This is a genomic window from Bradyrhizobium sp. SZCCHNS3016, from assembly GCF_032484535.1.
Taxonomy (GTDB): Bacteria; Pseudomonadota; Alphaproteobacteria; order Rhizobiales; family Xanthobacteraceae; genus Bradyrhizobium.
The window spans coordinates 109299-130413 of record NZ_JAUETE010000003.1 but is presented as its reverse complement, the minus strand read 5'-3'; the positions used below and the strand labels follow the sequence as shown (position 1 = coordinate 130413).

The following is a 21115-nucleotide window of genomic DNA, read 5'->3' as shown; positions in this document are numbered from 1 at the left end:
CGTTCGCACGCATTCATGCATGGCGGCGGTCAGGCGGCGCTGACCGCGCTCGCCTGCATCGGTACGAATCCGGGCAGATCAGTGATCCGCGCCAGCCACGCCTGCACGCTCGGGTACGGCGTCAGCGACACGCCGCCTTCGGGCGCGTGCGCGGTGTAGCTGTAGAGCGCGACGTCAGCGATGGTCGGCGCCGCGCCGGTGAGGAACGGCCGCGCGGCGAGTTCGCGCTCCATCACCGTGAACAGGCTGTTGGCGAGCAGATGCGCCCTCGCCATGTCCAGCGGGGCGCCGAACAAGGTCGCCACCCGCGCCGCTGCCGGGCCGAACGCGAGCGGACCGGCCGCGGCCGACAGCCAGCGCTGGACCTGCGCCTGGCCGAGCGGATCGCGCGGCAGCCATTTGCCCGAGCCGTCATAGCGGCCGGCGAGATAGACCAGGATCGCATTGGAGTCCGGGATGACGGCGTCGCCGTCGACCAGCACCGGCACCTGGCCGAACGAATTGAGCGCGAGAAAGTCCGGCCGCTTGTGCGCGCCGCCCTTGAGGTCGACCTCGACGAGCTCGCAAGGCAGGTCAAGCAGGCTCAGCATGAGCCGCACGCGATGCGCGTGGCCGGAAAGGACGAAATGATACAGACGACGTTGCGACATGCTGTGCTCCTGTTGCTCGCCGTCACCTAGACCACGGCCGCCGCAGCAACAATGCAGCATCGCGTCAACAGCCTGTTGCAACGACTGCAACAATGCGACAACGGCGCCATGGACCGCCTGCCCGACCAGCTCCAGCCCGGCCTGCGCCTCGTCTTCGTCGGCACCGCCGCGAGCGAGCGCTCGGCGGCGACCGGACACTATTACGCCCATCCCGGCAACCGCTTCTGGCCGACGCTGTTCTCCGTCGGCCTGACGCCACGGCTGTACCAGCCGCACGAGTTTCCAGCGCTGCGCGCGCTCGGCATCGGCTTCACCGATCTGTGCAAGCAGGGCGCGGGCATGGACCATGTCGCGCTGAAGGCCGGCGTCGACGTCGCCGGTTTCGCCGACAAGATCCGACACTATCGACCGGCGACGGTCGCCTTCACCAGCAAGAAGGCCGCGAGCCTGTTCTATGGCCAGCCGACCGGCGCGGTCGCGCTCGGGCGGCAGCCGGAGCAGGCCGACTTCCCGACCACGTTCGTGCTCGCCTCGCCCTCCGGCGCCGCATCCGGTGCGTGGACATTGGCGCCGTGGCGGGAGCTGGCGATGCATTTGGCCCAGACCTCAGACGCGCAACCGACTCGCGTGCGGTGATGATGGGTAGTAAGCCCATCATCATTGCGGCAAGCGACTCGCTGACGACGATCCGCGCAATGCCCATGACTGCGCCCTCCCCCCTTGTGGGAGAGGGCATGTAGTATAGAGCGGCAAACGCGCTCGGGTGAGGGGTCCCTCTCCGAGCGTAGTTTGCTGAGAGAGACCCCTCACCCAAGCGAGCGGGCTGATAGGCCGGAGATGCCCTCTCCCACAAGGGGAGAGGGCGCTGCATCACAGAGCGCAATGCTGGCCATCCGACGCGCGGTTGTGGCTATCCACGTCACCGAGGTGAAGCATCCTATCTCTGCCCGACGGGCAATCCGCGCATGCGCATCATGCGCAAACTGCCCGTCGTGTTAGTTTGTCGCACCCACGCGCGCTTGCCACGTCGGGCAAATCAGGACGATGTTTTCGCTCAACCCGCCTCATGCAGAGGGACGTACGCGTCGTCACGATACGTGGAGGTGGGCCGCGGTGGACGTGGTGGCTGCGCACGACGAGCGCCGGCTGTCACGTACGGTGAAGTCGTGATGTCCTGACACCCCGAAGCTGGTGTCACGTGCGTGCTCATGCGAAAGCGTAGCGCGCGCAATGGTGGCCAACAAGCCCGGCGCACCAGGGAGACCACGTATAAGCCGTCAAACCATGCGCGCAGGGAAGGCCGGGATGTCTCCGCCGAACCTGTGGTTCTGCCGCGTGCTTTTTTGTTGCACGCGGACCATGGGAGCGGCGAGCTCCCGGCCTTCCCTGCCCCTCTCGATTTTCGACGGGGCTCTCACGATGCATCCCTCGCGCACGCGGTGCGGCGAGAGCGCGGGCTTATGAGCAGAAGAGAGGGAGAGAGATGGTGTTGGCAATGCTCAGCACGCAACAACGGTCGTCGCCCACGCAAGCGGGCGATGACACCTGTTGTGAGTTGCTAGGCGTCCACGATGACGACGACGATGACGCAACTACCTGATCGTGATCGCAAGACCCGACAGATCGACGTTCGCCAAGAGGCCGATCTGCTCACCCGAGAGCTCCAGCACCGCGCCCTTCTGGTTGGTCAGCACGATGCCGCGCACGCCGCGGCCGACGGCGAGACCCGCGCCCGCGGCGCCATAGACGCCCTCGACGTCGGACGGACGCCAGATGTTGCTGACGCGGCCGCGCAACACCGTGCGCGAGCCGCCGAACACCAGGCCCCAGTCGAGGCCGCCGGTCGAGAGCGGATAGGCGCGGCCGTGGAAGTTCAACACGCCGCTGCCGCCGGAGCCGCCGATGATCCATCCCGCCTTGTAGATGGTCAGCGTGATGAAGCCGCCATCTGCGTGCGCCGTGGCCGGAATGACAGCGCCGCAAGCAGCTGTCAGTGCCACCAGCAGACCGCGAAGCGAGGATGCAATTGTCATGGATGAAGTCTCCAGCGAAGTGAATTTGGGCTTGAGGTAATTCGATGGCCGTGTGCGACGATCGTGCCCCACTAAGCGAATCGATCGGGCCGAATTTAGCCCTTTGCACGGCACCGTGCATGCGCAGCCGCCGGTGTGTTCGATATGATGCGCTCGCAGCGCAGGAACTGTGGCGGTCCGACGATCAGTCCTCTGCACCCCCATCGTGGACGCGCGTCGACGCCGGCCAAATGGGTCGAGACCCGCGCGAAACCAAGGCCATTTCGGGGTATTCGACACCGGTGCGACAGCAGGACGCCCGCGTTAAGGCCCCATTAACCTTGTCGGACCACGGTGATTTACGGGCTGGATGTTTAGTTGGTCTCGATGTTTGCGCGTCGTTTCAGTGTCGGCGTGGGCGTTGATCGGGAGGAATTATGTCGCAAGAACTGTCATCCGAAGCCGCAAGTCCGTCACTCGTGCCGCTTGCCATGCCACCGTCGCGCTCCGCGGCGGAGGTCCTGCCGCTGTTGATCGGCACGCCCTTGTCCGAGATCGAGCGCGAGCTCATCGTGCAGACCCTGGCGCGCTGCAACGGCAATCGTACCCACGCCGCAAGGCTGCTCGGCATGCCCGTGCGCACCTTGCGCAACAAGATCCGCAGCTACACGGCTGACGGCATCGCAGTGCCGGCCTATTCGGCCTGATCCAACGGCGGCCGCGCGATATCCCATCGCGTGGAACTCATCAGGATGCGGCGCCGATTGATGTTGATCAATCGGCCTCGCAGCCCTGCTGCAATTGCTGCCATCATCGCGGCTCTGTTACGCTTCGCCGCGAATCAGAGGTGTGTAGCGGAGTTGCGGTAGTGGCAAAGAATCCGGCCGGACGCGGCCTGCAGGGCCCCGTGGGTCCACGTGGCCCGCAGGGGCAGCCCGGGCGGCGCGGGCCAGATGGTCAGCGCGGCAAGCCGGGTTCCGACGGCAAGGCAGGTGCGCAAGGCAAGCCCGGCCCGCAAGGGCCGCGCGGCGAGCAAGGCCCGCCCGGCAAGCCGGGACCGCAGGGGCCTCAAGGTCCGCAGGGTGAACCGGGACCGCCGGGCACGCTGCCGACGATCGATCAGCTGATGCCGTGGCTCGAGCAGATCTTCGCGGCCTATGACGACTACAAGCGCGCGCGGGATCGCGAGGCGCATGAGCGCGAGGCCGAGCTGGTCGCGGTGCGCGACATCTTCGCCGCGACGACCCATGACGATGCGTTGGACGAAGCCTTCGAGGACGACGATCCGCACGACATCGACATCCCGAAGAAGAAGAAAAAGAAGAAGGGCAAGAAAAAGAAGAAGCACGACAAGCAGGCCCGGGACCGCCACGACCTCGACGACGAGGGGTTCTGAGCTTCGCCTTCTGTCAGGGCACGATGGGCCTCAGCGCGGGCCGAACCTGGCCGCCGAACGCTCCCGCGCCTTGGCCGCCTCGATCTCGCGGTCGCGCGGCGGGGCCTGGGTTTGCAGCGAGGTCAAGAGCCGCCGCGCCGCGTCGGCCACCTCCTCGACCGCGCGGGCGAAGGCGGCCTCGTTGGCCTGCGACGGCGCGTTGAAGCCGGACAGCTTGCGCACGAATTGCAGGGCCGAGGCCTGAATTTCAGCCTCCGTCGCCGGCGGCTCGAAATTGAACAGCGTCTTGATGTTGCGGCACATGATGAGTCCCATCAATCCGGTACTGAACCAAGTCGCAGATCGTGCTATCATGTCCCTGACGCGGCCGGAAGAGTCGCGCATGATCAGGGGGAGTCCATGGTTCGACCGCTTGCCGCCGTTTTTGCCGCCGTCGTCGTTTTTTGCGCGCCGGCCCGCGCCGCCGACTATCCCGCCCCGAAGCAGGGCGACTTCGTCGTCAAGGATTTCAAGTTTCACACCGGCGAGACGCTGCCGGAGCTGAGACTGCACTATACGACGGTCGGCGAGCCGACCGGGCAGCCGGTGCTGGTGCTGCATGGCACCGGCGGCTCAGGCGGAAGCATGCTGGTGCCGACCTTCGCCGGCGAATTGTTCGGCAAGGACCAGCCGCTCGATGCGACCAGGTACTACATCATCATTCCCGACAGCATCGGCCACGGCAAATCGTCGAAGCCCTCCGACGGGCTGAAGACCAGGTTTCCCGCCTATGACTATGCCGACATGGTCGATGCGCAGCACCGCCTGCTGACCGAGGGCCTTGGCATCAAGCACCTGAGGCTTGTCATCGGCAACTCGATGGGCGGCATGCATAGCTGGGTGTGGGCCGCGCGCTATCCGGACTTCATGGACGCCGCGGTGCCGATGGCCTCCCAGCCGACCGAAATGGCGGCCCGCAACTGGATGCTGCGCCGGCTGATGCTGGAGACGATCCGCAACGATCCCGACTACAATGGCGGCAACTACACCGCACAGCCGCGCATGATGAAATATGCCGTCACGGCCTATGCCACCGCCACGGCCGGCGGCACCATCGCCTATCAGCTCGCGGCACCGACCGCGGCCAAGGCCGACAAGCTGGTCGAGGAGCGGCTCGCCACGCCCATTCCCACCGACGCCAACGACTTCATCTATCAGTGGGACTCGTCGCACGACTACAATCCGTCTGCCGCTCTCGACAAGATCAAGGCGACCGTGTTGCTGATCAACTCGGCCGACGACGAGCGCAACCCGCCGGAGACCGGCGTGACGGTCGACGCCATGAAGCGCGTCGCCAACGGCAAGCTCCTGCTCATCCCGACCTCGGCCGAGACGCGCGGCCACCTGACCACCGGAAATGCGAAGTTCTACGTCGAGCCGCTGCGCGAATTGCTGGCGACGGCGCCGCAGCGCGGCATGTAGGTCCGCAGAAGGGAGCGTTGAATGCGCAGGATGGTGCTGGCCGGTCTCACGATGGGCTCGCTCGCCTGCGCGACCGTCGCCGCCGCCTTCGACAACGGGCAGTTCGACAACGTCCCGCCCGATATCCGCGCGTGGTTCAAGAGCGTGGTCGCCCCGAACGGCGTGCCATGCTGCGATGTCTCCGACGGCCACCGCACCACCTATGACGTGCGCGACGGCACCTATTGGGTACCGATCGAAGGCCGGTGGATGCCGGTGCCGGAACGCGCCATCATCCGCGACCGCGGCAACCCGATCGGCGAGGCCGTGGTGTGGTACGTCCATCACCGCGGCGACATCATCATCAGCTGTTTCGTTCCCGCCGATGCCGTATGAGGCGCTGGCGCGTGCGGCTGCCACTCATGCGACTCGTTGGCGGCACGAGAAGTGACCTCCGGTTTCGTGACTAGCTCCGATTGACCTAGGTCAACAGTCGCGGAAACCGGCCAAAATAGTGTACAGAATGTGTCATGCATGAACCTGAAGATTCTTGATCGAGATGCCCAAGCGATTGTTTCATTGGTCCGCAGGCCGTCTGGCCCGGGCGTCTCTCGGGCTGGTTCTCGTTGTGGCGCCCTGCGCCGCGTCGGCCGATGATGAGCTGAAGCTCACGCCAAGCCAGGCGCAGAACCTCGGCGTGCGCGTGACGCATCCGATCTCCAGCCGGATGGACAAAACGCTGCCCTATCCCGCGCAGATCGTCATTCCCACGCCTCAACTGTGGGTCGTCAGCGCACCGGTCGCGGGGATGATCACCAACCTCGCCGTTGCCCGCGGCGATCGCGTGACCGTCGGACAACCGCTGCTCACGCTGGAAAGTCCGAGCTTCGTCTCGCTCCAGCGCGATTACCTGCATGCGCTGGCCCAGGAGGTTCTCGCGGTTCAGCAGTTGAAGCGCAATGCCGACCTGTTCGAAGGCAAGGCCATCCCGCAACGCGTGCTGGAGTCGAGCCAGACCGAAGCGCGCCAGGCCAGCATCGTCGTCGCCGAACGTCGGCAGATGCTGCACATCAGCGGGCTGTCCGACGAAGCCATCGCCCGGCTCAGCAGCGAGGCGGCGATCAGCGCGACGCTCACCGTGACGGCCCCGCGCACGGCGTCCGTGGTCGAGCTCGCGGTATCGCCGGGCCAGCGCCTGGAACAGGCCGCGTCGCTGGTGAAGCTCGCCCGGCTGTCGCCGTTATGGGCCGAGATCGCGATTCCCGCAACCAACATCGGCGCCATCAAGACCGGCGCCAAGGTCGACATCGAAGGCTATGCGACACCGGGCCAGGTCATCCTGGTGTCCGAGACGACCGATGCCGCCACGCAGACAATTCTCGTCCGCGCCGAGATTCCCAACAACGGCGAACTGCATTCCGGACAAATGGCGGCGGCCCGCATCGGCTTTGTCTCGGCAGGAGAAAGCGCGTGGGAAATTCCCTATAGCGGCCTCGTCCGGCGCGGTGAGCAGACCGCGGTGTTCGTCGCGACCGACGGCGGCTTCCGGCTCGTTGCGGTCACCCTGCTCGCGGAGGATCAGGATCACGTCGTCATCGCAGGCCCCCTCACGGACAAGAACGAGATCGCCATCGGCGGCATCTCGGCGTTGCGCGGCATCCTCTCGCGACTGGGGCAGTAGATGCTGCAACGGCTGGTCGCATTCGCGCTGTCACAGCGGCTCTTCGTCATCCTCAGCACGCTGCTGGTGATCGGCGCAGGCGCCGTTGTCTTGCCGAGCCTGCCGATCGATGCCTTTCCAGACGTCTCGCCGGTCCAGGTGAAGATCATCATGAAGGCTCCCGGCCTGACGCCGGAAGAGGTCGAGCAGCGCATCACGGTACCGATCGAGCTGGAGCTGCTCGGGTTGCCGAACAAGAAGATCCTTCGCTCGACCACGAAATACGCGCTGGCCGACATCACCGTCGATTTCGAGGACGGCACTGACATCTACTGGGCCCGCAATCAGGTATCGGAGCGGCTGTCCAACATCTCGCGCGACTTTCCCGAGGGCGTGAACGGGGGCCTCGCCCCGATCACGAGCCCTCTGGGCGAGATGTTCATGTTCACGATCGACAGTCCCGAACTGTCACTGGCCGAACGCCGGACCTTGCTCGACTGGGTCATCCGCCCAGCGCTACGCACGGTGCCCGGAGTAGCCGACGTCAACGCGCTCGGCGGCTATGTCCGCGCCTTCGAAATCGTGCCGAGAAATGACGCGCTGGCGGCGCGCGGCATCTCGTCCGAGCTGTTTCGCAAGGCCATCGAGGCCAACAGCCGCAACGACGGTGCCGGGCGGGTCAACCAGGGCGAAGACAGCGCGCTGGTCCGCATCGAAGGCAGCATCCGCGGCATCGACGACATCCGGGCGATCATCGTCGACACCCGCGACGGAATCCCGATCCGGGTCAGCGACGTCGCAAGGGTCAAGATCGGCGCGCTCACCCGCTATGGCGCCGTCACGACGGACGGCAAGGGCGAGACGGTCGAGGGGCTCGTGCTCGGTCTGCGCGGCGCCAACGCCGGACAATTGGTGCGCGACGTTCGGGCCCGGCTGGACGAACTGAAGCCGTCGCTGCCGAGCAGCGTCTCCATCAACGTGTTCTACGACCGCAGCCGGCTGGTCAACCGCGCCGTCGGCACGGTGGTCCGGGCGCTGGGCGAAGCCACGGTGCTCGTCGTCGTGCTGCTGCTGCTGTTCCTCGGCAATTGGCGCGCTTCGCTGGTGATCGCGCTCAGCCTGCCGCTGGCGATCGTGATGGCGCTGATCGTGATGCGGGCTGTCGGCATGTCCGCGAACCTGATGAGTCTGGGCGGCCTTGCGATCGCGATCGGCATGCTGATCGACGCGCTGGTCGTGGTGGTCGAGAACATCGTCGGCAATCTCGCCAAGCACGATCACGGAAGCGCCACGCCGCTGATCCACGTCGTCTACCGCTCGGTTTGCGAAGTCCTGCAGCCGGTCGCCTCGGGCGTCCTGATCATCATCATCGTGTTCGTTCCGCTGCTGACCTTGCAGGGGCTGGAGGGAAAGCTCTTCATTCCGGTCGCGCTGGCGATCATTTTCGCTCTGGCCGCATCGCTGCTGCTTGCGCTGACGGTGCTTCCGGTCGCGACGTCCTTCGTGCTCACATCCGCATCGCATGACGATCCAATGCTGATCCGGGCAGCGCAGCGCGTCTACGCGCCCGCACTCGACTGGGCGCTCGGGAACGAGCGCAAGGTGATCATCGCGGCGCTGGTCAGCCTTGTTGCCGCGGGATACGGCTACACCCAGCTGGGCAAGACCTTCATGCCGACGATGGACGAAGGCGACGTCATCGTCAGCGTGGAAACGCTGCCGTCCGTCAATCTCGACGAGTCCCTCGCCATCAATGCCCGGCTGCAGACGGCGTTGATGAAGGTGCCAGACGTCGCCGGCATCATCGCGCGCACCGGCTCGGACGAGCTCGGGCTCGATCCGATGGGACCCAATCAGACCGACACGTTCCTGGTGCTCAAGCCGGCAGACCAACGGCAGACCAGCGACCGCGATGTCCTGCTCGAGAAGCTTCGCGAGGTCCTGACCGGCTTCCCCGGCGTCTCGCTCAGCTTCACGCAACCCATCGACATGCGTGTGCAGGAAATGATCAGCGGCGTGCGCGGCGACGTCGCGGTCAAGATCTTCGGCCCGGACATCCCCAAGCTCAACGAGATCGCAGCGAAGCTGTCGGCGATCATGTCCGACATCGATGGCGCCCAAGACGTCTACACGACGCTCAACGAAGGCGCGCAATACTACACGATCGCCGTCAACCGGATGGAGGCGGGCCGCCTTGGGCTCACAGTGGACTCGATCTCGGCCGCCTTGCGCACGCAGATCGAAGGCCGAACGATCGGCACCGCGCTCGAGGAGGGACGCCGGACGCCGATCCTGGTCCGCGGCGGCGAGGCCACGCGGCAGGCCCCGACGATGCTGGCGGCGCTGCCGCTGACGCTTGCGTCAGGCCAGCATGTTGCGCTCTCGCAGGTCGCCCGCATCCAGAGGGTCGACGGCCCGGTGAAGATCGATCGTGAGGACGGCAACCGCATGAGCGTGGTTCGCAGCAACGTCCGCGGCCGTGACATGGTCGGCTTCGTCCAGGCGGCCCAGCAAAGGGTCGCAGCCGAGCTGCCGCTGCCGTCCGGCTATCGGCTGACATGGGGCGGGCAGTTCGAGAACCAGCAGCGTGCAGCCGCGCGTCTGTCCGTCGTGGTGCCGGTCGCGATCGGCCTGATCTTCGTGCTGCTCTTCACGACGTTCGGCTCGGTGCGCCAGGCCCTGCTCGTCCTCGTCAACATTCCCTTTGCGCTGATCGGCGGCGTGTTCGCGCTGGTCTCAACCGGCGAATACCTCTCCGTCCCGGCCTCCGTCGGCTTCATCGCACTGCTTGGAATCGCCGTGCTCAACGGCGTCGTGCTGGTGTCTCATTTCAACCAGTTGCGCGCTCACGGGCTCTCCCAGCAGCGCATCGTGGTCGAAGGCGCAAAGCGCAGGCTGCGGCCGGTGCTGATGACGGCGAGCATCACGGCGCTCGGATTGATCCCACTGCTGTTTGCATCCGGACCTGGATCGGAGGTCCAGCGTCCGCTTGCGATCGTCGTGATCGGCGGCCTGTTGTCGTCTACGCTGCTGACGCTGATCCTGTTGCCGATCCTGTATCGCCGCTACGGCGCCGCTGCGAAGGACGCGACATGACCGGCCAAGCCGTCTGCGTGACACTGATCGTGCCGGATGCGCTTCGTACCGAGGTGCTCGACCATCTGAGCGAGCAGACCGATCTGGTGAGCGGCTTTACGGCCTCTGATGCGTCCGGACATGGCGTCCGCGTCCGGCTGCGCAGCGCGGCGGAGCGGGTCAAGGGACATGCCGACGAGGTCGTCGTGCGGATCGTGCTGCAGGGACAGGATCTCGAGCACCTGCTGGAACGGCTCAGGAACGCATTTGCAGGGACGAAGCTCGTCTACTGGGTCATGCCCGTGACGGATTTCGGCATTATCGACTGAGCACGACTCTGGGCGCCCCTCACGTCACAGGGCGGTCGATTCAAGGCATGAAACACCAGCCCTGAATCGACCCTGTACCGAAAGCGGACGACCGCCTCGCCGTCGACGTCAGTGCTCGCTCTCGAGGCCGCCGACGTGCTTCTGCGTGTAGAGCTCGAGACCGATGCGGTTGATCAGGTCGAGCTGGGTCTCGAGGAAATCGATGTGATGCTCCTCGTCCTTCATCAGTTGCTCGAACAGGTCGCGCGACACGTAGTCCTTCACGCCGTGACAATAGGTTGCGGCTTCCTGATACAGCGTCCGCGCGCCGATCTCGGCGGCGAGATCGCACTCGATGATCTCCTTGACATTCTGGCCGATGCGCAGCGGATCGAGCACCTGCATGTTCGGGAAGCCGTCGAGGAAGAGAATGCGGTCGGTGAACTTGTCGGCGTGCTCCATCTCCTCGATGGATTCCTTGCGCCAGACCTTCGCCATGTCGAGAAGGCCCCAATTGTTCAACAGGCGATAGTGCAGCCAATATTGGTTGATGGCAGTCAGCTCGCTGCGCAATCCCTTGTTGAGATATTCGATGACCTTGGGGTCGCCCTGCATGGATAAGCTCCGAAAAAGTTAGAGGCCGCAGGCGCTCAATAACAGGTTCGAAGTGCGGAGACGACCCCCGTTCATGTGCATTTTTAGGGCGGAAAGCACGCGACCGAGGGCAAACGCCTGTCAGCAGGCGGCGAGCGCGAACCGGCTCTGAAGGTCGTCATCGATCGCCTGCACCGGCGCCGCCCCATGATGGTGGACGTGCTGACAGCCGGCCTGGCAGGAGCGGGCGCAGGGACCCAGCGCCTCGTCGATGATCGTCTTGATCGTGCGCGCACAGCGACCGCATTCCGCGCTGCACCCCAGGCAACCGTAGACCTGCTTGGGGTTCCGCGGCAGTTCGTCCGCAGACTTCACCGCGTTGCGGATGTCGTGATCGCTGATGACGTTGCAGGAACAAACAATCATGAGAAACCGGCCAATCGTCCTTGGTCAGGTATCGATAGTCATCCGCAGCTACCCGCGCAAAGGGAAAACGGCGCTTTTGAAGCGATTCCAATTTGCCAATTAATCTAGAACGACTCCAACTATGCGAGCTTGCCGCAGATCAAAGTCGTCGCCGGACGACCATCGAGCGGCGATCGAGCAGCCGGAACTCAGTCGCCACCGCCCCCGTCGCCTCCACCACTGTCGCCACCGTCCCCCCCGCCATCGATCGGGTTTCCCACGACGTCTGACGAGGTATTGGAAAACCAACTCGCAAGTCCGATCCCCTGGCCGTCGTGCGATGAGCTGCCGGAATCGCTGATGGTGGTGTCGGTGGAAGAGCGGCGGCGGTTGGGCCTGCGGTTGGCGCGAACCAGCAGCGCGTAGCAGATGGCCGAGGTCAGTCCGATCGCCACGACGATCGTCATCGTGGGAGTCATGCCTGCTCCGAACCGATGTCAAATTTTGTGCACTGCAACATTGAACGCATCCTGGAGATGGGTCGTCCAATGGAACGCGCCCGTTCATTGATCATTCAAGCGGGATGTGTGAACCTGCCGTATCGTTTGATACGCGATCCGCCGACTTGGAGTGAGAGAGGTTAAGGTCATGAAGAAGACTCTTGCGGCCCTGGCCGCCGTCGCGACGCTGTCGACCGCAGCGCTGGCCCCTGCTCCTGCTGAAGCGCGCAATGGTCGTGTCGCCGCCGGTGTCGCTGCCGGCCTGCTCGGCGGCGCCCTCATCGGTGGCGCCATCGCTGCGGGCAGCAATCCCTATTATTACGGGCCGGGCTATTCCTACTCACCAGGATATTCCTACGGGCCGGGCTACTCCTATTACGGCGGGCCTGCCTACGTCGCCGATCCCGGCTATGCCTGCTATTGGCAACGCCAGCGCTTCTGGGACGGCTACGGCTGGCGGCTTCGCCGCGTCCGCGTTTGCGAGTGATCGTTCACCTTCATTAATTCCATGACCTTGCACCGGAATTTCGAGAACGGCGGCCTCCACGGCCAGAAAAAACCGTTTTTCCGTCGCATCAGGTCGGACAGAGTTTACGAAGGGTTGACGGATTGTCGTGTTTTCTCACGATGCTGACGGCCCCTGATCGTGCGTGAATCACCAACCTGGTGCCCGCGAGGGCGCCTTCCAGGAGATCTCGGAACATGAAGAAGATCCTGACCGCAGTGCTTGCGGTTGCGACCATCGCCGGTTCGCTGAGCGTGACGGCACCAGCCGCCAAGGCTGGCGACGTGGGTGCCGGCGTGGCTGCCGGCCTGATCGGCGGCGCCCTGATCGGCGGCGCGATCGCGTCCAGCCGCCCGGCCTATGGCGGTCCGGTCTATGTCGAAGCCCCTCCGCCGGGCCCGCCGCCGTGCGTGTGGCGCCGTGAGCGCTATTGGGACGGCTACGGCTGGGTGTCGCGCCCGGTTCGCGTCTGCTACTGATCCTGACGACGCATAGCGTTGCAGCAAGCCCGGCCCTGCGGCCGGGCTTTTTGCTGCCGGCCAATCCGCTGAATTCGGTCGATCAGCGCGCGGCGTTGATCGCCTGCAGCACCGACTCGCTCGGCCAGCAGTCGACCTTCAGGCCCGCCTTCTTCTGAAATGCGCCGAGCGCGGCGCGGGTCTGCATGCCAGCCTTGCCGTCCAGCTTGTCGCCGTAGAGACCGAGCCGCGTCAGGCCCTTCTGCATCGCCTCGACGTCCTTGCTCCGAAGCTGCTTCGACGCCGCCCACGGCGTCGCGAACGGGGCCGAGCTCGTCATGCGGTCCGCAAGGTGGCCGACGAACAGCACGTAGAGATCGGAGAAATTGTACTCCTTGATGACGAAGTAGTTCGCCGTCGTCAGGAAAGCCGGACCATAGATGCCCTCAGGCTGCAGCAGCGACGCCGGCTGCCGCTGCTCGGCTGCGCTCAGCCGCTGGCCACGCACCGGGACGAAGCCGGCCCGCAGCCATTCGCCGATCGGCTTCTTCACCTCCGGCACCCCCATCGCGCAATCGACATTGGCAGGCGGCTTGACCTCGTAGGCCCAGCGCACGCCGCGCTGCCAGCCCTTGTTCGCAAGCTGCAGCGCCGCCGAGCCCAGCGCGTCCGGCACCGAATGCCAGAGATCGACCTTGCCGTCGCCATCGAGATCGACGCCGTGCTTGTAGTACTCCGACGGCAGGAACTGGGTGAGCCCGACCGCCCCGCCCCATGAGGCCCTGAGATCGCGGCGCGACACGACACCGTCGCTCAGCATCTTCAGCGCCATGATGAACTCGGTGCGGTACTGGTCCTTGCGCCGGCCGACATAGGCCTGCGTCGCCAGCACGCGCAGCGCATCGTAGGGCAGCGCATAGCGGCCGAAATCGGTTTCGCGGCCCCAGATCGCGAGCACAACCGGCCCCGGCACGCCGAAGCGGCGTTCGATCTCGGCGAGCGCTGAACGATATTGCTGGATCAGCTTCTCACCATGCGCGGCCAGCCGCGCGATCGACGCTTCCTTGATGTAGTCGGCTGGCACCTGCACGAACTCGGCCTGCGCCGGCGCCCCCGTCGCGGGCCGGCCGGGCAGCAGCAGATCGGGAAGCTTGTAGTCAGGCTCCAACCCGCGCGTCTCGGCCTCGAACGTCGCGCGGGAGACGCCCTGCTCCTTGGCTTCGGGCAAGAGCGAGTTGACGAACTCCGTGAAGGCGGCGTCGGCCGCGCTCGCTTGGCCATCGCCAAACATGCAGAGCACCAGACCGACGAGAACGAGCCTGCGCAAACGGAGTAGCAGCTGCCGAGCCATCCGATAGGGCTAGCACAGCCCGCGGCCGTTGTGAACGTCAGCAGACCGCGCGGCGGAACTCGAGGCTGCCGCTCAATGCCCCGCCTGCTTCGCCTCTTCGATCGCGGCATTCGACAATTTGTCGACCACGGCGATGCCGATCGCGGAGAGGATGAAGACCGTGTGGATGATCGTCTGCCACATCACGCCGGTCTCGGTGTAGTTCGACTTGCCCGACGAGAGCGCGCCGGCCTCGATGAAGGTGCGGAGCAGATGAATGGAAGAGATGCCGATGATGGCCATCGCCAGCTTGATCTTCAGCACGCTGGCATTGACGTGGCTGAGCCATTCGGGCTCGTCGGGATGGCCCTGCAGATTCAGCCGCGACACGAAGGTCTCGTAGCCGCCGACGATCACCATCACGAGCAGGTTCGAGATCATGACCACGTCGATCAGGCCGAGCACCGCGAGCATGATCTGCTGCTCGGAGAAATCGAAGGCGTGAGCGAACAGGTGCCAGAGCTCCTTCAGGAACAGCACGACATAGACGCCCTGTGCGATGATCAGCCCGACATAGAGCGGTAGCTGCAGCCAGCGCGAGCCGAAGATCAGCATTGGAATGGGGCGCAGCGCTCCGCCCTTGGAGGACAGGGTCGCGTCGGGGGAAGTCATGATGGGATTTTCTCGCGGCTGGATGGGATTGCGGAACGACTATCTACGCAATCACGTCGCACATGGAAGCGACAACTGGCCGCAGCCTGGGCGCGACGCTTTGTCCCGGAACGAAGACAGCGTCGCGCCTTGCGATGTCCTGAGATCAGCGCGTCAGCTTCTTGTACTTGACCCGGTGCGGAATCACGCTGTCCTGGCCGAGCCGGCGCATCTTGTCCTTCTCATAGTCCTGGAAGTTTCCTTCGAACCATTCGACATGGCTGTCGCCCTCGAAGGCCAGCATGTGGGTCGCGATACGGTCGAGGAACCAGCGATCGTGGCTGATGATGACGGCGCAGCCGGCGAAGTCTTCCAGGGCCTCTTCGAGCGCACGCAGGGTATCGACGTCGAGATCGTTGGTCGGCTCGTCGAGCAGCAGCACGTTGGACCCGGACTTCAGCATCTTGGCGAGATGCACGCGATTGCGCTCACCACCCGACAGCGCGCCGACCTTCTTCTGCTGGTCGGCGCCCTTGAAGTTGAACGACGAGCAATAGCCGCGCGAGTTGACTTCCTTCTTGCCGAGCAGGATCAGCTCGTTGCCGCCGGAGATCTCTTCCCACACCGTCTTGTTGCCATCGAGCGCGTCGCGCGACTGGTCGACATAGCCGAGATGCACGGTCTCGCCGATGGTGATCGTGCCGGCGTCCGGCTTCTCTTGTCCCGTGATCATGCGGAACAGCGTGGTCTTGCCGGCGCCGTTCGGGCCGATCACGCCGACGATGCCGCCGGGCGGCAGCTTGAAGGTGAGATTGTCGATCAGCAGGCGATCGCCGAAGCTCTTGGTCAGCCCCTCGAAATCGATGACGTTGTTACCGAGCCGCTCGGCCACGGGAATGATGATCTGCGCGGTCTGGGTCTGCTTCTCGCTCGCCTTCTTGAGCAGCTCCTCGTAGCGCTGGTAGCGCGCCTTGGATTTTGCCTGGCGGGCCTTCGGCGACGCCGCGATCCACTCCTGCTCGCGCGCCAAAGTGCGCTGGTGCGCCGCGTCCTCGCGGCCTTCCTGCTCCAGCCGCTTCTGCTTCTGCTGCAGCCAGGACGAGTAGTTGCCCTCGTAGGGGATGCCCTTGCCGCGGTCGAGCTCGAGGATCCAGCTGGTGACGTTGTCGAGGAAGTAGCGGTCGTGGGTGACGATCAGGATCGCGCCCGGATAGTTGCGCAGATGGCCTTCGAGCCACGACACCGATTCGGCGTCGAGATGGTTGGTCGGCTCGTCGAGCAGCAGCAGCTCGGGCTGGTCGAGCAGCAGCCGGCACAGCGCGACGCGGCGACGCTCGCCGCCGGACAGCTTGGCGACGTCGGCATCGTCGGGCGGACAGCGCAGCGCATCCATCGCCTGGTCGACCTTGCTGTCGAGATCCCACAGGCCCTGCGCCTCGATCTCGTCCTGCAGCTTGGTCATCTCGTCGGCGGTCTCCTCGGAGTAGTTCATCGCCAGCTCGTTGTAGCGATCGAGAATCGCCTTCTGCTTGCCGACGCCGAGCATGACATTCTCGCGCACCGTGAGCTTTGGATCGAGCTGCGGCTCCTGCTCGAGATAGCCGACGCGGGCGCCCTCGGCGACCCAGGCCTCGCCGGTATAGTCCTTGTCGATGCCGGCCATGATCTTGAGCAGGGTGGACTTACCGGAGCCGTTGACGCCGAGCACACCGATCTTGGCGTCCGGGTAGAACGACAGATGGATGTTATCGAGCACCTTGCGGGTCGGGTAGGTCTTGGACAGACCCTGCATGAAGTAGACGAACTGGCGCGCCATCGCGTGTCCCTTGAAGCCTGCCGGAATTTTCGGAAAATGGTTGCCGCTGATGTAACCGCGCGGTCCCCAAAGGGCAACCGGCGAGCCGGTCCCGACCGGAACAAATGCCGGGAGAATCACGGTCGTTCCTGCGCCGGGACGGGCCTCCCGCCCACGGACGAATACGGGTCCGTCACCTTGTGTGTGGCGGATCACGACAATTGCAACCATCTTTTAATTAATTCGGCGGGACACTCGGTCTCGGCCCGCAAGACCCCGCGCGCCCAAGCGGCAAAAGCCGCGACCGACAACAGCGAGAGCCCGTCATGGCAGCCTTCACCTCAGCCTCCCTGCCCGCTCCGGCGGCCCACCGCAACGACCGATCCGGGATCGTCGACGAGATCCGCGGCTTCTGGCGCGACTTCGTCACGCGAGCGTTCAACCCGTACCGACCGGAGCTGCATTACATGCGTGGCCCCGGCCCCGCGTGGCGCGCCAAATACGGCCATGACGCCGCGTTCCGGCTGAAGACCCGCCTCGACTGATATCGCCTGGTTCCGCGTCACAGCGGGACGACGCCTTGCGCACCCAGCCCTTTGCGCGCAAGCATGGCTCCATTCCCGACGGCATTCATGATTGATTGCCGCCGTTTCCCGATGAATGGACCTTGCCGATGACACGGCTGCGCTGTGCGATCCTCGACGACTATTACGATACGGCCCTCTCATTGGCCGACTGGCCCCGGCTGGCCGACAGAGTGGATGTGACAGCTTTCACACAGCCGTTCGGCAACGAGGACGCGGCCGCCGGCGCGCTCACCGATGCCGACATCATCTGTGCGATGCGCGAGCGGACGCCATTGCCGCGCTCCCTGATCGAGCGGTTGCCGAAGCTGAGGCTCCTGATCACCTCGGGCATGCGCAACGCCGCCATCGACATGGAGGCCGCCAAGGCGCGCGGCATCATGGTCTGCGGCACGCAATATGGCCGTGACCCCACCGCACCGCTCACCATGGGCCTGATCCTGGAGCTGACCCGCAGGATCGGCCAGGAGAATGCCCGCATGCATGCCGGGGAGCCCTGGCAGACGCTGGGCGGCGTGGAGATCGAGGGCAAGACGCTGGGCGTGATCGGGCTGGGCAAGCTCGGCACCAAGGTGGCGGAGCTCGGCAAGGCGTTCGGCATGAACGTGATCGCCTGGAGCCCCAACCTGACGCCAGACCGCTGCAACGCGGCGGGCGTCGGCTACGCCACCAAGGAGGAGCTGTTCGCGACCGCCGATGTCATCACCATCCATGTCGTGCTCAGCGACCGCTCACGCGGGCTGGTCGGCTCCGCCGACCTCGCGCGGATGAAGTCGACCGCCTACCTCGTCAACACCTCGCGCGCACCGATCGTCGACGAGGCCGCGCTGCTGCAGGCGCTGCGCGACAAGCGCATCGCCGGCGCCGGCCTCGACGTGTTCTCGGTCGAGCCGCTGCCGGTCGCCCATCCGCTGCGCGGGCTCGGCAACGTCGTGATCACGCCGCATCTCGGCTACGTCACCGAGGAGAGCTTTCGCGCTCACTACGGCCAGATGGTCGACTGCATCGCCGCCTGGCTCGCCGGGTCCGAGCCGCCGCGCCGGCTGGCTTAAGGCAGGCGAGAGCGGCTCACAAAGCAAAACACCCTCCGCGAGGAGGGTGTTTCCAACGGGCTCAGCTCGGGCAAACGCGCCTCAGCGGATCGTCACCGGCGGCGGCAGCGGCTGCATGTTGGCCGGCTGGCTAGCCGGCACGGCCGCCTGCGCCTGGACAGGCGCCTGAGCCGGTGAGGCCGCGGCGGCAGCCATGTTCTTGCCGGACCCCGGAGGCGCACCGCCCGGCATCACGACCACGCGGGTGCCGACCTTGACCCGGTCGAACAGGTCGGCGACGTCGTCGTTCAGCATGCCGATGCAGCCGGACGACACGAACTTGCCGATGGTCGAGGGCTGGTTGGTGCCGTGGATGCGGTACACGGTCGAGCCGAGATACATCGCGCGGGCACCGAGCGGATTGCCGGGACCGCCGGCCATGAAGCGCGGCAGATAGGGCTGGCGCTCGATCATCTCGCTCGGCGGATACCAGTCCGGCCACTCGGTCTTCTTGGTGATCTTCTGCACGCCGGTCCAGGTGAAGCCTTCGCGGCCGACACGGACGCCGTAGCGCATCGCCCGGCCGTTGCCGAGCACCAGATAGAGATAGGTGTTCGGCGTATCGACGACGATCGTTCCCGGCGGCTCCTTGGTGACGAAGTCGACCTCCTGGCGGCGCAGGTTCGCCGGCAGCGGCGCCGGCGCCGCATCGGGTTGTTCCTCAGGCGGCAGAGCTGCCACCGTCATCGGCCGATCTCCGGCGGCCGGAGCCTGTGCGGCGCCCGCGACGGCGGGAGCGCCACCGACGGCGCCAGGCGGCCGCGGCGCGCCGGAGTCGCCACCAGGCGCGCTGTTGCCGTAGGCGCCACCATAAGCCTGTTGGCCGGAGGCGGGACGATCACCGTAGATCACCGGGGGCGGACCAGCCGGGCGGCCGTAACGCGGATCATCCGGGGACATCACCGGGCCGTTCGGAGCTGCTCCATAGACCGCTGCACCGGCCGGACGCCCATATCGGGGATCGTCGGGAGAAAGGACGGGGCCGGTCGGAGCCGCAGCGCCATAGACCGGCGCATTGGCTGGACGACCGTAGCGCGGATCGTCCGGCGAGATCACCGGGCCGGGCGGCGGCAGGGCCGCGGAATTGCCAGGCGCATCCTCGTCGTCGAGCGCGTCGAAATCCTGCCCCTGCCCGCGCGCATCGGCCGGGTAAGGCGTCGGCGCCGGTGAATACGCTCCAGGCGCGGTCTGATAGACCTGCTGTGCCTCGGCAAACGAAGCTGCCGTCACGCCCGCTGCCGCGACTGCGCAAACCGTCAGGATTTGTCTGATCATCATCGCCCTTGCAGTATCCCCAAGCCGCCGATTGGGACCTTTGCTGTGCCAGATGGCCGAAGATAGCGGCGCATTCAAGACAATTCCGGCCAGAGCGGCCCGACTTCGGCAATTTGTGATCATGTCTCCGTCGTTGCACGGAAGTCTCACGCCGCCGAAAAAGTGCAGCGGAGCCCCCGCAGGCCCTATCGATGCCGTGATTTGCCGAGCGGGCGGGAACACTTCCGGTATTCTGACTTGAGCCTGATTCGCGATGCACGGCAGAAGCCGGCCTCGTCGCGGACGCGGCTATTCCCTGTGATCACCGCGTTCCCTACTGGCTCGAATGTCTCGGCAGTCCCGCTGCCGTGGCGAGAGTTACCGTCAATGCTTCCCGGCTTTCGTTTTCTGGTCGCCGCGATCGTCTGTTCCATTTCTCTCACCATCTTCGGCATGGGCGCTGCGGCCCTGTTACGCGCCGCCCATGAGCAGTTCGCCAGCAACGCGTCCTGGCGCACGACTCAGGCGTCGGGCTTCACGACGTTCCTACCGCCGGCCGAACCCACGCCGGTGCTCGCGGTGCTGCGGGTGGATTCGATTCCGACACCGCCGGTGACGCCGCCGCCGGTCGTGGCCGATGCTGCCCCGGCAACGTCCGAACAGCCGAGCGCGCCGTCGACGGCGGCGCCGCTCACGGAAACGCCTGAAGTGACACCCGTTGCGGTGGCCACCGATGTGCCGACGCCCTCGCTGCCGGCGGAAACGGTCGACACGTCCGGCACCTCCGCCATTGTCGCGACCGCGTCCGCGACGAATGACCGGATCGAGAGCATCAAGCCGGAGCGCCCCATTCCGGACACGACCGCTTCGATCGTCGTTCCGGTCGAAAAAGCGTTCGACAAGCCGAGCATGGACAGCTCGCCCGAGACTGCAGCGACCGCCCCGCCGCGGGCGTCGCGTGAAGCTGCGGCCGCCGTGGTGGCACCGCCGCCGCCAGCTCCTCAGATCCTCGCCAGCGCCGATCCGATGATGACGACCGTAGCCGCCGCTTCAACCGCGCTCGCGCCCGTTCCGGCGGTACTTGACCCGATCGCCGCCAAGCTCGCCGCACTGGCCGAACAGCCGGCTCATCAGGAGCGGCCCGCCGCCAGCGAGCATCGTGCCTCGGTGAAGGTCGCGAGCATTCAGTTGCGCCGAAGCATCCTCAAGAAGCGCCAGGCCCGCGAGAAGCAGATCGCGGCGCGCCGCGCCAACCAGCGGCGCATCGCACAGCGGCTCCGGTCGGCACGGCAAGCTGCTGCTGCTGCTCAACAGCAACAGGCCGCATTCCCCGATCCGTTCGGACAGCAGCCGTTCGGTCAGCCGCAGGCGGTCAGCCAGCAGGCGGCCGGGCCGCGCACACGGTAA

Annotated in this window: 23 protein-coding genes; 13 read left to right on the top strand and 10 right to left on the bottom strand. The window is 65.6% G+C overall.

Annotated features, from left to right (window positions below):
• Nucleotides 1-29: 29 nt before the first annotated feature.
• Nucleotides 30-650 carry a glutathione S-transferase gene (locus tag QW881_RS08075; protein WP_315738576.1) on the bottom strand — a complete coding sequence of 207 codons (621 nt, stop codon included), beginning with the start codon at nucleotides 648-650 and terminating at the stop codon, nucleotides 30-32.
• A gap of 108 nt (nucleotides 651-758) precedes the next feature.
• On the opposite strand from QW881_RS08075, the gene QW881_RS08070 reads away from it, so the two are divergent.
• Nucleotides 759-1286: a mismatch-specific DNA-glycosylase gene (locus tag QW881_RS08070; RefSeq protein ID WP_316158301.1), complete on the top strand. Its 528-nt coding sequence runs from the start codon at nucleotides 759-761 to the stop codon at nucleotides 1284-1286.
• 956 nt (nucleotides 1287-2242) lie between these two features.
• On the opposite strand, the gene QW881_RS08065 is transcribed toward QW881_RS08070, so the two are convergent.
• Nucleotides 2243-2683 carry a hypothetical protein gene (locus tag QW881_RS08065; RefSeq protein ID WP_315717830.1) on the bottom strand — a complete coding sequence of 147 codons (441 nt, stop codon included), beginning with the start codon at nucleotides 2681-2683 and terminating at the stop codon, nucleotides 2243-2245.
• A gap of 416 nt (nucleotides 2684-3099) precedes the next feature.
• On the opposite strand from QW881_RS08065, the gene QW881_RS08060 reads away from it, so the two are divergent.
• Entirely contained in the window at nucleotides 3100-3369 is a 270-nt protein-coding gene (locus QW881_RS08060) for a helix-turn-helix domain-containing protein (RefSeq protein WP_315755333.1), read from the top strand.
• Nucleotides 3370-3530: 161 nt separating this feature from the next.
• Nucleotides 3531-4058, top strand: coding sequence for a collagen-like protein (locus QW881_RS08055; RefSeq protein WP_315755332.1), 528 nt, complete (start codon nucleotides 3531-3533; stop codon nucleotides 4056-4058).
• A 30-nt stretch (nucleotides 4059-4088) separates the two neighbouring features.
• Here QW881_RS08055 and QW881_RS08050 read toward each other — a convergent pair whose 3' ends face one another.
• Entirely contained in the window at nucleotides 4089-4361 is a 273-nt protein-coding gene (locus tag QW881_RS08050; RefSeq protein ID WP_315717862.1) for a DUF2277 domain-containing protein, read from the bottom strand.
• A 96-nt stretch (nucleotides 4362-4457) separates the two neighbouring features.
• Between QW881_RS08050 and QW881_RS08045 the strand changes: the two genes are divergently transcribed.
• The 5 genes from QW881_RS08045 to QW881_RS08025 all read left to right on the top strand — a co-directional run bounded on the left by QW881_RS08045 (nucleotide 4458) and on the right by QW881_RS08025 (nucleotide 10562).
• A complete protein-coding gene (locus tag QW881_RS08045) occupies nucleotides 4458-5519 on the top strand; it encodes an alpha/beta fold hydrolase (protein ID WP_315755331.1) in 1062 nt (353 codons plus the stop codon).
• Nucleotides 5520-5540: 21 nt separating this feature from the next.
• Nucleotides 5541-5894, top strand: a complete 354-nt coding sequence (locus QW881_RS08040; RefSeq protein ID WP_316158163.1) for a hypothetical protein — start codon at nucleotides 5541-5543, stop codon at nucleotides 5892-5894.
• Between the two features lie 163 nt (nucleotides 5895-6057).
• A complete protein-coding gene (locus QW881_RS08035) occupies nucleotides 6058-7179 on the top strand; it encodes an efflux RND transporter periplasmic adaptor subunit (RefSeq protein WP_315755328.1) in 1122 nt (373 codons plus the stop codon).
• Entirely contained in the window at nucleotides 7180-10254 is a 3075-nt protein-coding gene (locus QW881_RS08030; protein ID WP_315755327.1) for a CusA/CzcA family heavy metal efflux RND transporter, read from the top strand.
• The gene (locus tag QW881_RS08025; RefSeq protein WP_315755326.1) at nucleotides 10251-10562 is read left to right on the top strand and encodes a DUF3240 family protein; all 312 of its coding nucleotides are present in this window, start codon (nucleotides 10251-10253) and stop codon (nucleotides 10560-10562) included. Before QW881_RS08030 ends, QW881_RS08025 begins: the two co-directional genes overlap by 4 nt.
• 108 nt (nucleotides 10563-10670) lie before the next feature.
• On the opposite strand, the gene bfr is transcribed toward QW881_RS08025, so the two are convergent.
• From bfr to QW881_RS08010, 3 genes are all read right to left on the bottom strand, one after another.
• Entirely contained in the window at nucleotides 10671-11156 is a 486-nt protein-coding gene (gene bfr / locus QW881_RS08020) for a bacterioferritin (RefSeq protein WP_315717837.1), read from the bottom strand.
• A gap of 120 nt (nucleotides 11157-11276) precedes the next feature.
• The gene (locus tag QW881_RS08015; RefSeq protein ID WP_315755325.1) at nucleotides 11277-11561 is read right to left on the bottom strand and encodes a bacterioferritin-associated ferredoxin; all 285 of its coding nucleotides are present in this window, start codon (nucleotides 11559-11561) and stop codon (nucleotides 11277-11279) included.
• A 188-nt stretch (nucleotides 11562-11749) separates the two neighbouring features.
• Entirely contained in the window at nucleotides 11750-12019 is a 270-nt protein-coding gene (locus tag QW881_RS08010; RefSeq protein WP_315755324.1) for a hypothetical protein, read from the bottom strand.
• 169 nt (nucleotides 12020-12188) lie between these two features.
• Between QW881_RS08010 and QW881_RS08005 the strand changes: the two genes are divergently transcribed.
• Entirely contained in the window at nucleotides 12189-12527 is a 339-nt protein-coding gene (locus QW881_RS08005) for a hypothetical protein (RefSeq protein ID WP_315738586.1), read from the top strand.
• 215 nt (nucleotides 12528-12742) lie between these two features.
• Nucleotides 12743-13024, top strand: a complete 282-nt coding sequence (locus QW881_RS08000; protein ID WP_008964967.1) for a hypothetical protein — start codon at nucleotides 12743-12745, stop codon at nucleotides 13022-13024.
• An 82-nt stretch (nucleotides 13025-13106) separates the two neighbouring features.
• Here QW881_RS08000 and QW881_RS07995 read toward each other — a convergent pair whose 3' ends face one another.
• The 3 genes from QW881_RS07995 to ettA form a co-directional block, all read right to left on the bottom strand.
• On the bottom strand, nucleotides 13107-14294 hold the full coding sequence (locus QW881_RS07995) for a lytic murein transglycosylase (protein WP_315755323.1): 1188 nt from the start codon (nucleotides 14292-14294) through the stop codon (nucleotides 13107-13109).
• A gap of 132 nt (nucleotides 14295-14426) precedes the next feature.
• Nucleotides 14427-15005, bottom strand: a complete 579-nt coding sequence (locus QW881_RS07990; RefSeq protein ID WP_315755322.1) for a TIGR00645 family protein — start codon at nucleotides 15003-15005, stop codon at nucleotides 14427-14429.
• Nucleotides 15006-15150: 145 nt separating this feature from the next.
• Nucleotides 15151-16800, bottom strand: coding sequence for an energy-dependent translational throttle protein EttA (gene ettA, locus QW881_RS07985; protein WP_315755321.1), 1650 nt, complete (start codon nucleotides 16798-16800; stop codon nucleotides 15151-15153).
• Nucleotides 16801-17105: 305 nt separating this feature from the next.
• Here ettA and QW881_RS07980 point away from each other — a divergent pair, with 305 nt between their 5' ends.
• Nucleotides 17106-17324 (top strand): hypothetical protein, encoded by a 219-nt coding sequence (locus QW881_RS07980; RefSeq protein WP_315738590.1) that lies wholly within the window; start codon nucleotides 17106-17108, stop codon nucleotides 17322-17324.
• A gap of 128 nt (nucleotides 17325-17452) precedes the next feature.
• Entirely contained in the window at nucleotides 17453-18415 is a 963-nt protein-coding gene (locus QW881_RS07975) for a D-2-hydroxyacid dehydrogenase family protein (RefSeq protein ID WP_315755319.1), read from the top strand.
• An 81-nt stretch (nucleotides 18416-18496) separates the two neighbouring features.
• Here the strand turns inward: QW881_RS07975 and QW881_RS07970 are convergent, their stop codons facing one another.
• Nucleotides 18497-19732, bottom strand: coding sequence for a L,D-transpeptidase (locus tag QW881_RS07970; protein WP_315755317.1), 1236 nt, complete (start codon nucleotides 19730-19732; stop codon nucleotides 18497-18499).
• A 363-nt stretch (nucleotides 19733-20095) separates the two neighbouring features.
• Between QW881_RS07970 and QW881_RS07965 the strand changes: the two genes are divergently transcribed.
• A complete protein-coding gene (locus tag QW881_RS07965) occupies nucleotides 20096-21115 on the top strand; it encodes a hypothetical protein (RefSeq protein ID WP_315755316.1) in 1020 nt (339 codons plus the stop codon).

What these genes read in the sequence shown, in the direction of transcription:
- QW881_RS08075 (WP_315738576.1), bottom strand. Translation starts at nt 650, where the DNA reads ATGTCGCAACGTCGTCTGTATCATTTCGTCCTTTCCGGCCACGCGCAT.
- QW881_RS08070 (WP_316158301.1), top strand. Translation starts at nt 759, where the DNA reads ATGGACCGCCTGCCCGACCAGCTCCAGCCCGGCCTGCGCCTCGTCTTC.
- QW881_RS08065 (WP_315717830.1), bottom strand. Translation starts at nt 2,683, where the DNA reads ATGACAATTGCATCCTCGCTTCGCGGTCTGCTGGTGGCACTGACAGCT.
- QW881_RS08060 (WP_315755333.1), top strand. Translation starts at nt 3,100, where the DNA reads ATGTCGCAAGAACTGTCATCCGAAGCCGCAAGTCCGTCACTCGTGCCG.
- QW881_RS08050 (WP_315717862.1), bottom strand. Translation starts at nt 4,361, where the DNA reads ATGTGCCGCAACATCAAGACGCTGTTCAATTTCGAGCCGCCGGCGACG.
- QW881_RS08045 (WP_315755331.1), top strand. Translation starts at nt 4,458, where the DNA reads ATGGTTCGACCGCTTGCCGCCGTTTTTGCCGCCGTCGTCGTTTTTTGC.
- QW881_RS08040 (WP_316158163.1), top strand. Translation starts at nt 5,541, where the DNA reads ATGCGCAGGATGGTGCTGGCCGGTCTCACGATGGGCTCGCTCGCCTGC.
- QW881_RS08035 (WP_315755328.1), top strand. Translation starts at nt 6,058, where the DNA reads ATGCCCAAGCGATTGTTTCATTGGTCCGCAGGCCGTCTGGCCCGGGCG.
- QW881_RS08030 (WP_315755327.1), top strand. Translation starts at nt 7,180, where the DNA reads ATGCTGCAACGGCTGGTCGCATTCGCGCTGTCACAGCGGCTCTTCGTC.
- QW881_RS08025 (WP_315755326.1), top strand. Translation starts at nt 10,251, where the DNA reads ATGACCGGCCAAGCCGTCTGCGTGACACTGATCGTGCCGGATGCGCTT.
- bfr (WP_315717837.1), bottom strand. Translation starts at nt 11,156, where the DNA reads ATGCAGGGCGACCCCAAGGTCATCGAATATCTCAACAAGGGATTGCGC.
- QW881_RS08015 (WP_315755325.1), bottom strand. Translation starts at nt 11,561, where the DNA reads ATGATTGTTTGTTCCTGCAACGTCATCAGCGATCACGACATCCGCAAC.
- QW881_RS08010 (WP_315755324.1), bottom strand. Translation starts at nt 12,019, where the DNA reads ATGACTCCCACGATGACGATCGTCGTGGCGATCGGACTGACCTCGGCC.
- QW881_RS08005 (WP_315738586.1), top strand. Translation starts at nt 12,189, where the DNA reads ATGAAGAAGACTCTTGCGGCCCTGGCCGCCGTCGCGACGCTGTCGACC.
- QW881_RS08000 (WP_008964967.1), top strand. Translation starts at nt 12,743, where the DNA reads ATGAAGAAGATCCTGACCGCAGTGCTTGCGGTTGCGACCATCGCCGGT.
- QW881_RS07995 (WP_315755323.1), bottom strand. Translation starts at nt 14,294, where the DNA reads ATGTTTGGCGATGGCCAAGCGAGCGCGGCCGACGCCGCCTTCACGGAG.
- QW881_RS07990 (WP_315755322.1), bottom strand. Translation starts at nt 15,005, where the DNA reads ATGACTTCCCCCGACGCGACCCTGTCCTCCAAGGGCGGAGCGCTGCGC.
- ettA (WP_315755321.1), bottom strand. Translation starts at nt 16,800, where the DNA reads ATGGCGCGCCAGTTCGTCTACTTCATGCAGGGTCTGTCCAAGACCTAC.
- QW881_RS07980 (WP_315738590.1), top strand. Translation starts at nt 17,106, where the DNA reads ATGGCAGCCTTCACCTCAGCCTCCCTGCCCGCTCCGGCGGCCCACCGC.
- QW881_RS07975 (WP_315755319.1), top strand. Translation starts at nt 17,453, where the DNA reads ATGACACGGCTGCGCTGTGCGATCCTCGACGACTATTACGATACGGCC.
- QW881_RS07970 (WP_315755317.1), bottom strand. Translation starts at nt 19,732, where the DNA reads ATGATGATCAGACAAATCCTGACGGTTTGCGCAGTCGCGGCAGCGGGC.
- QW881_RS07965 (WP_315755316.1), top strand. Translation starts at nt 20,096, where the DNA reads ATGCTTCCCGGCTTTCGTTTTCTGGTCGCCGCGATCGTCTGTTCCATT.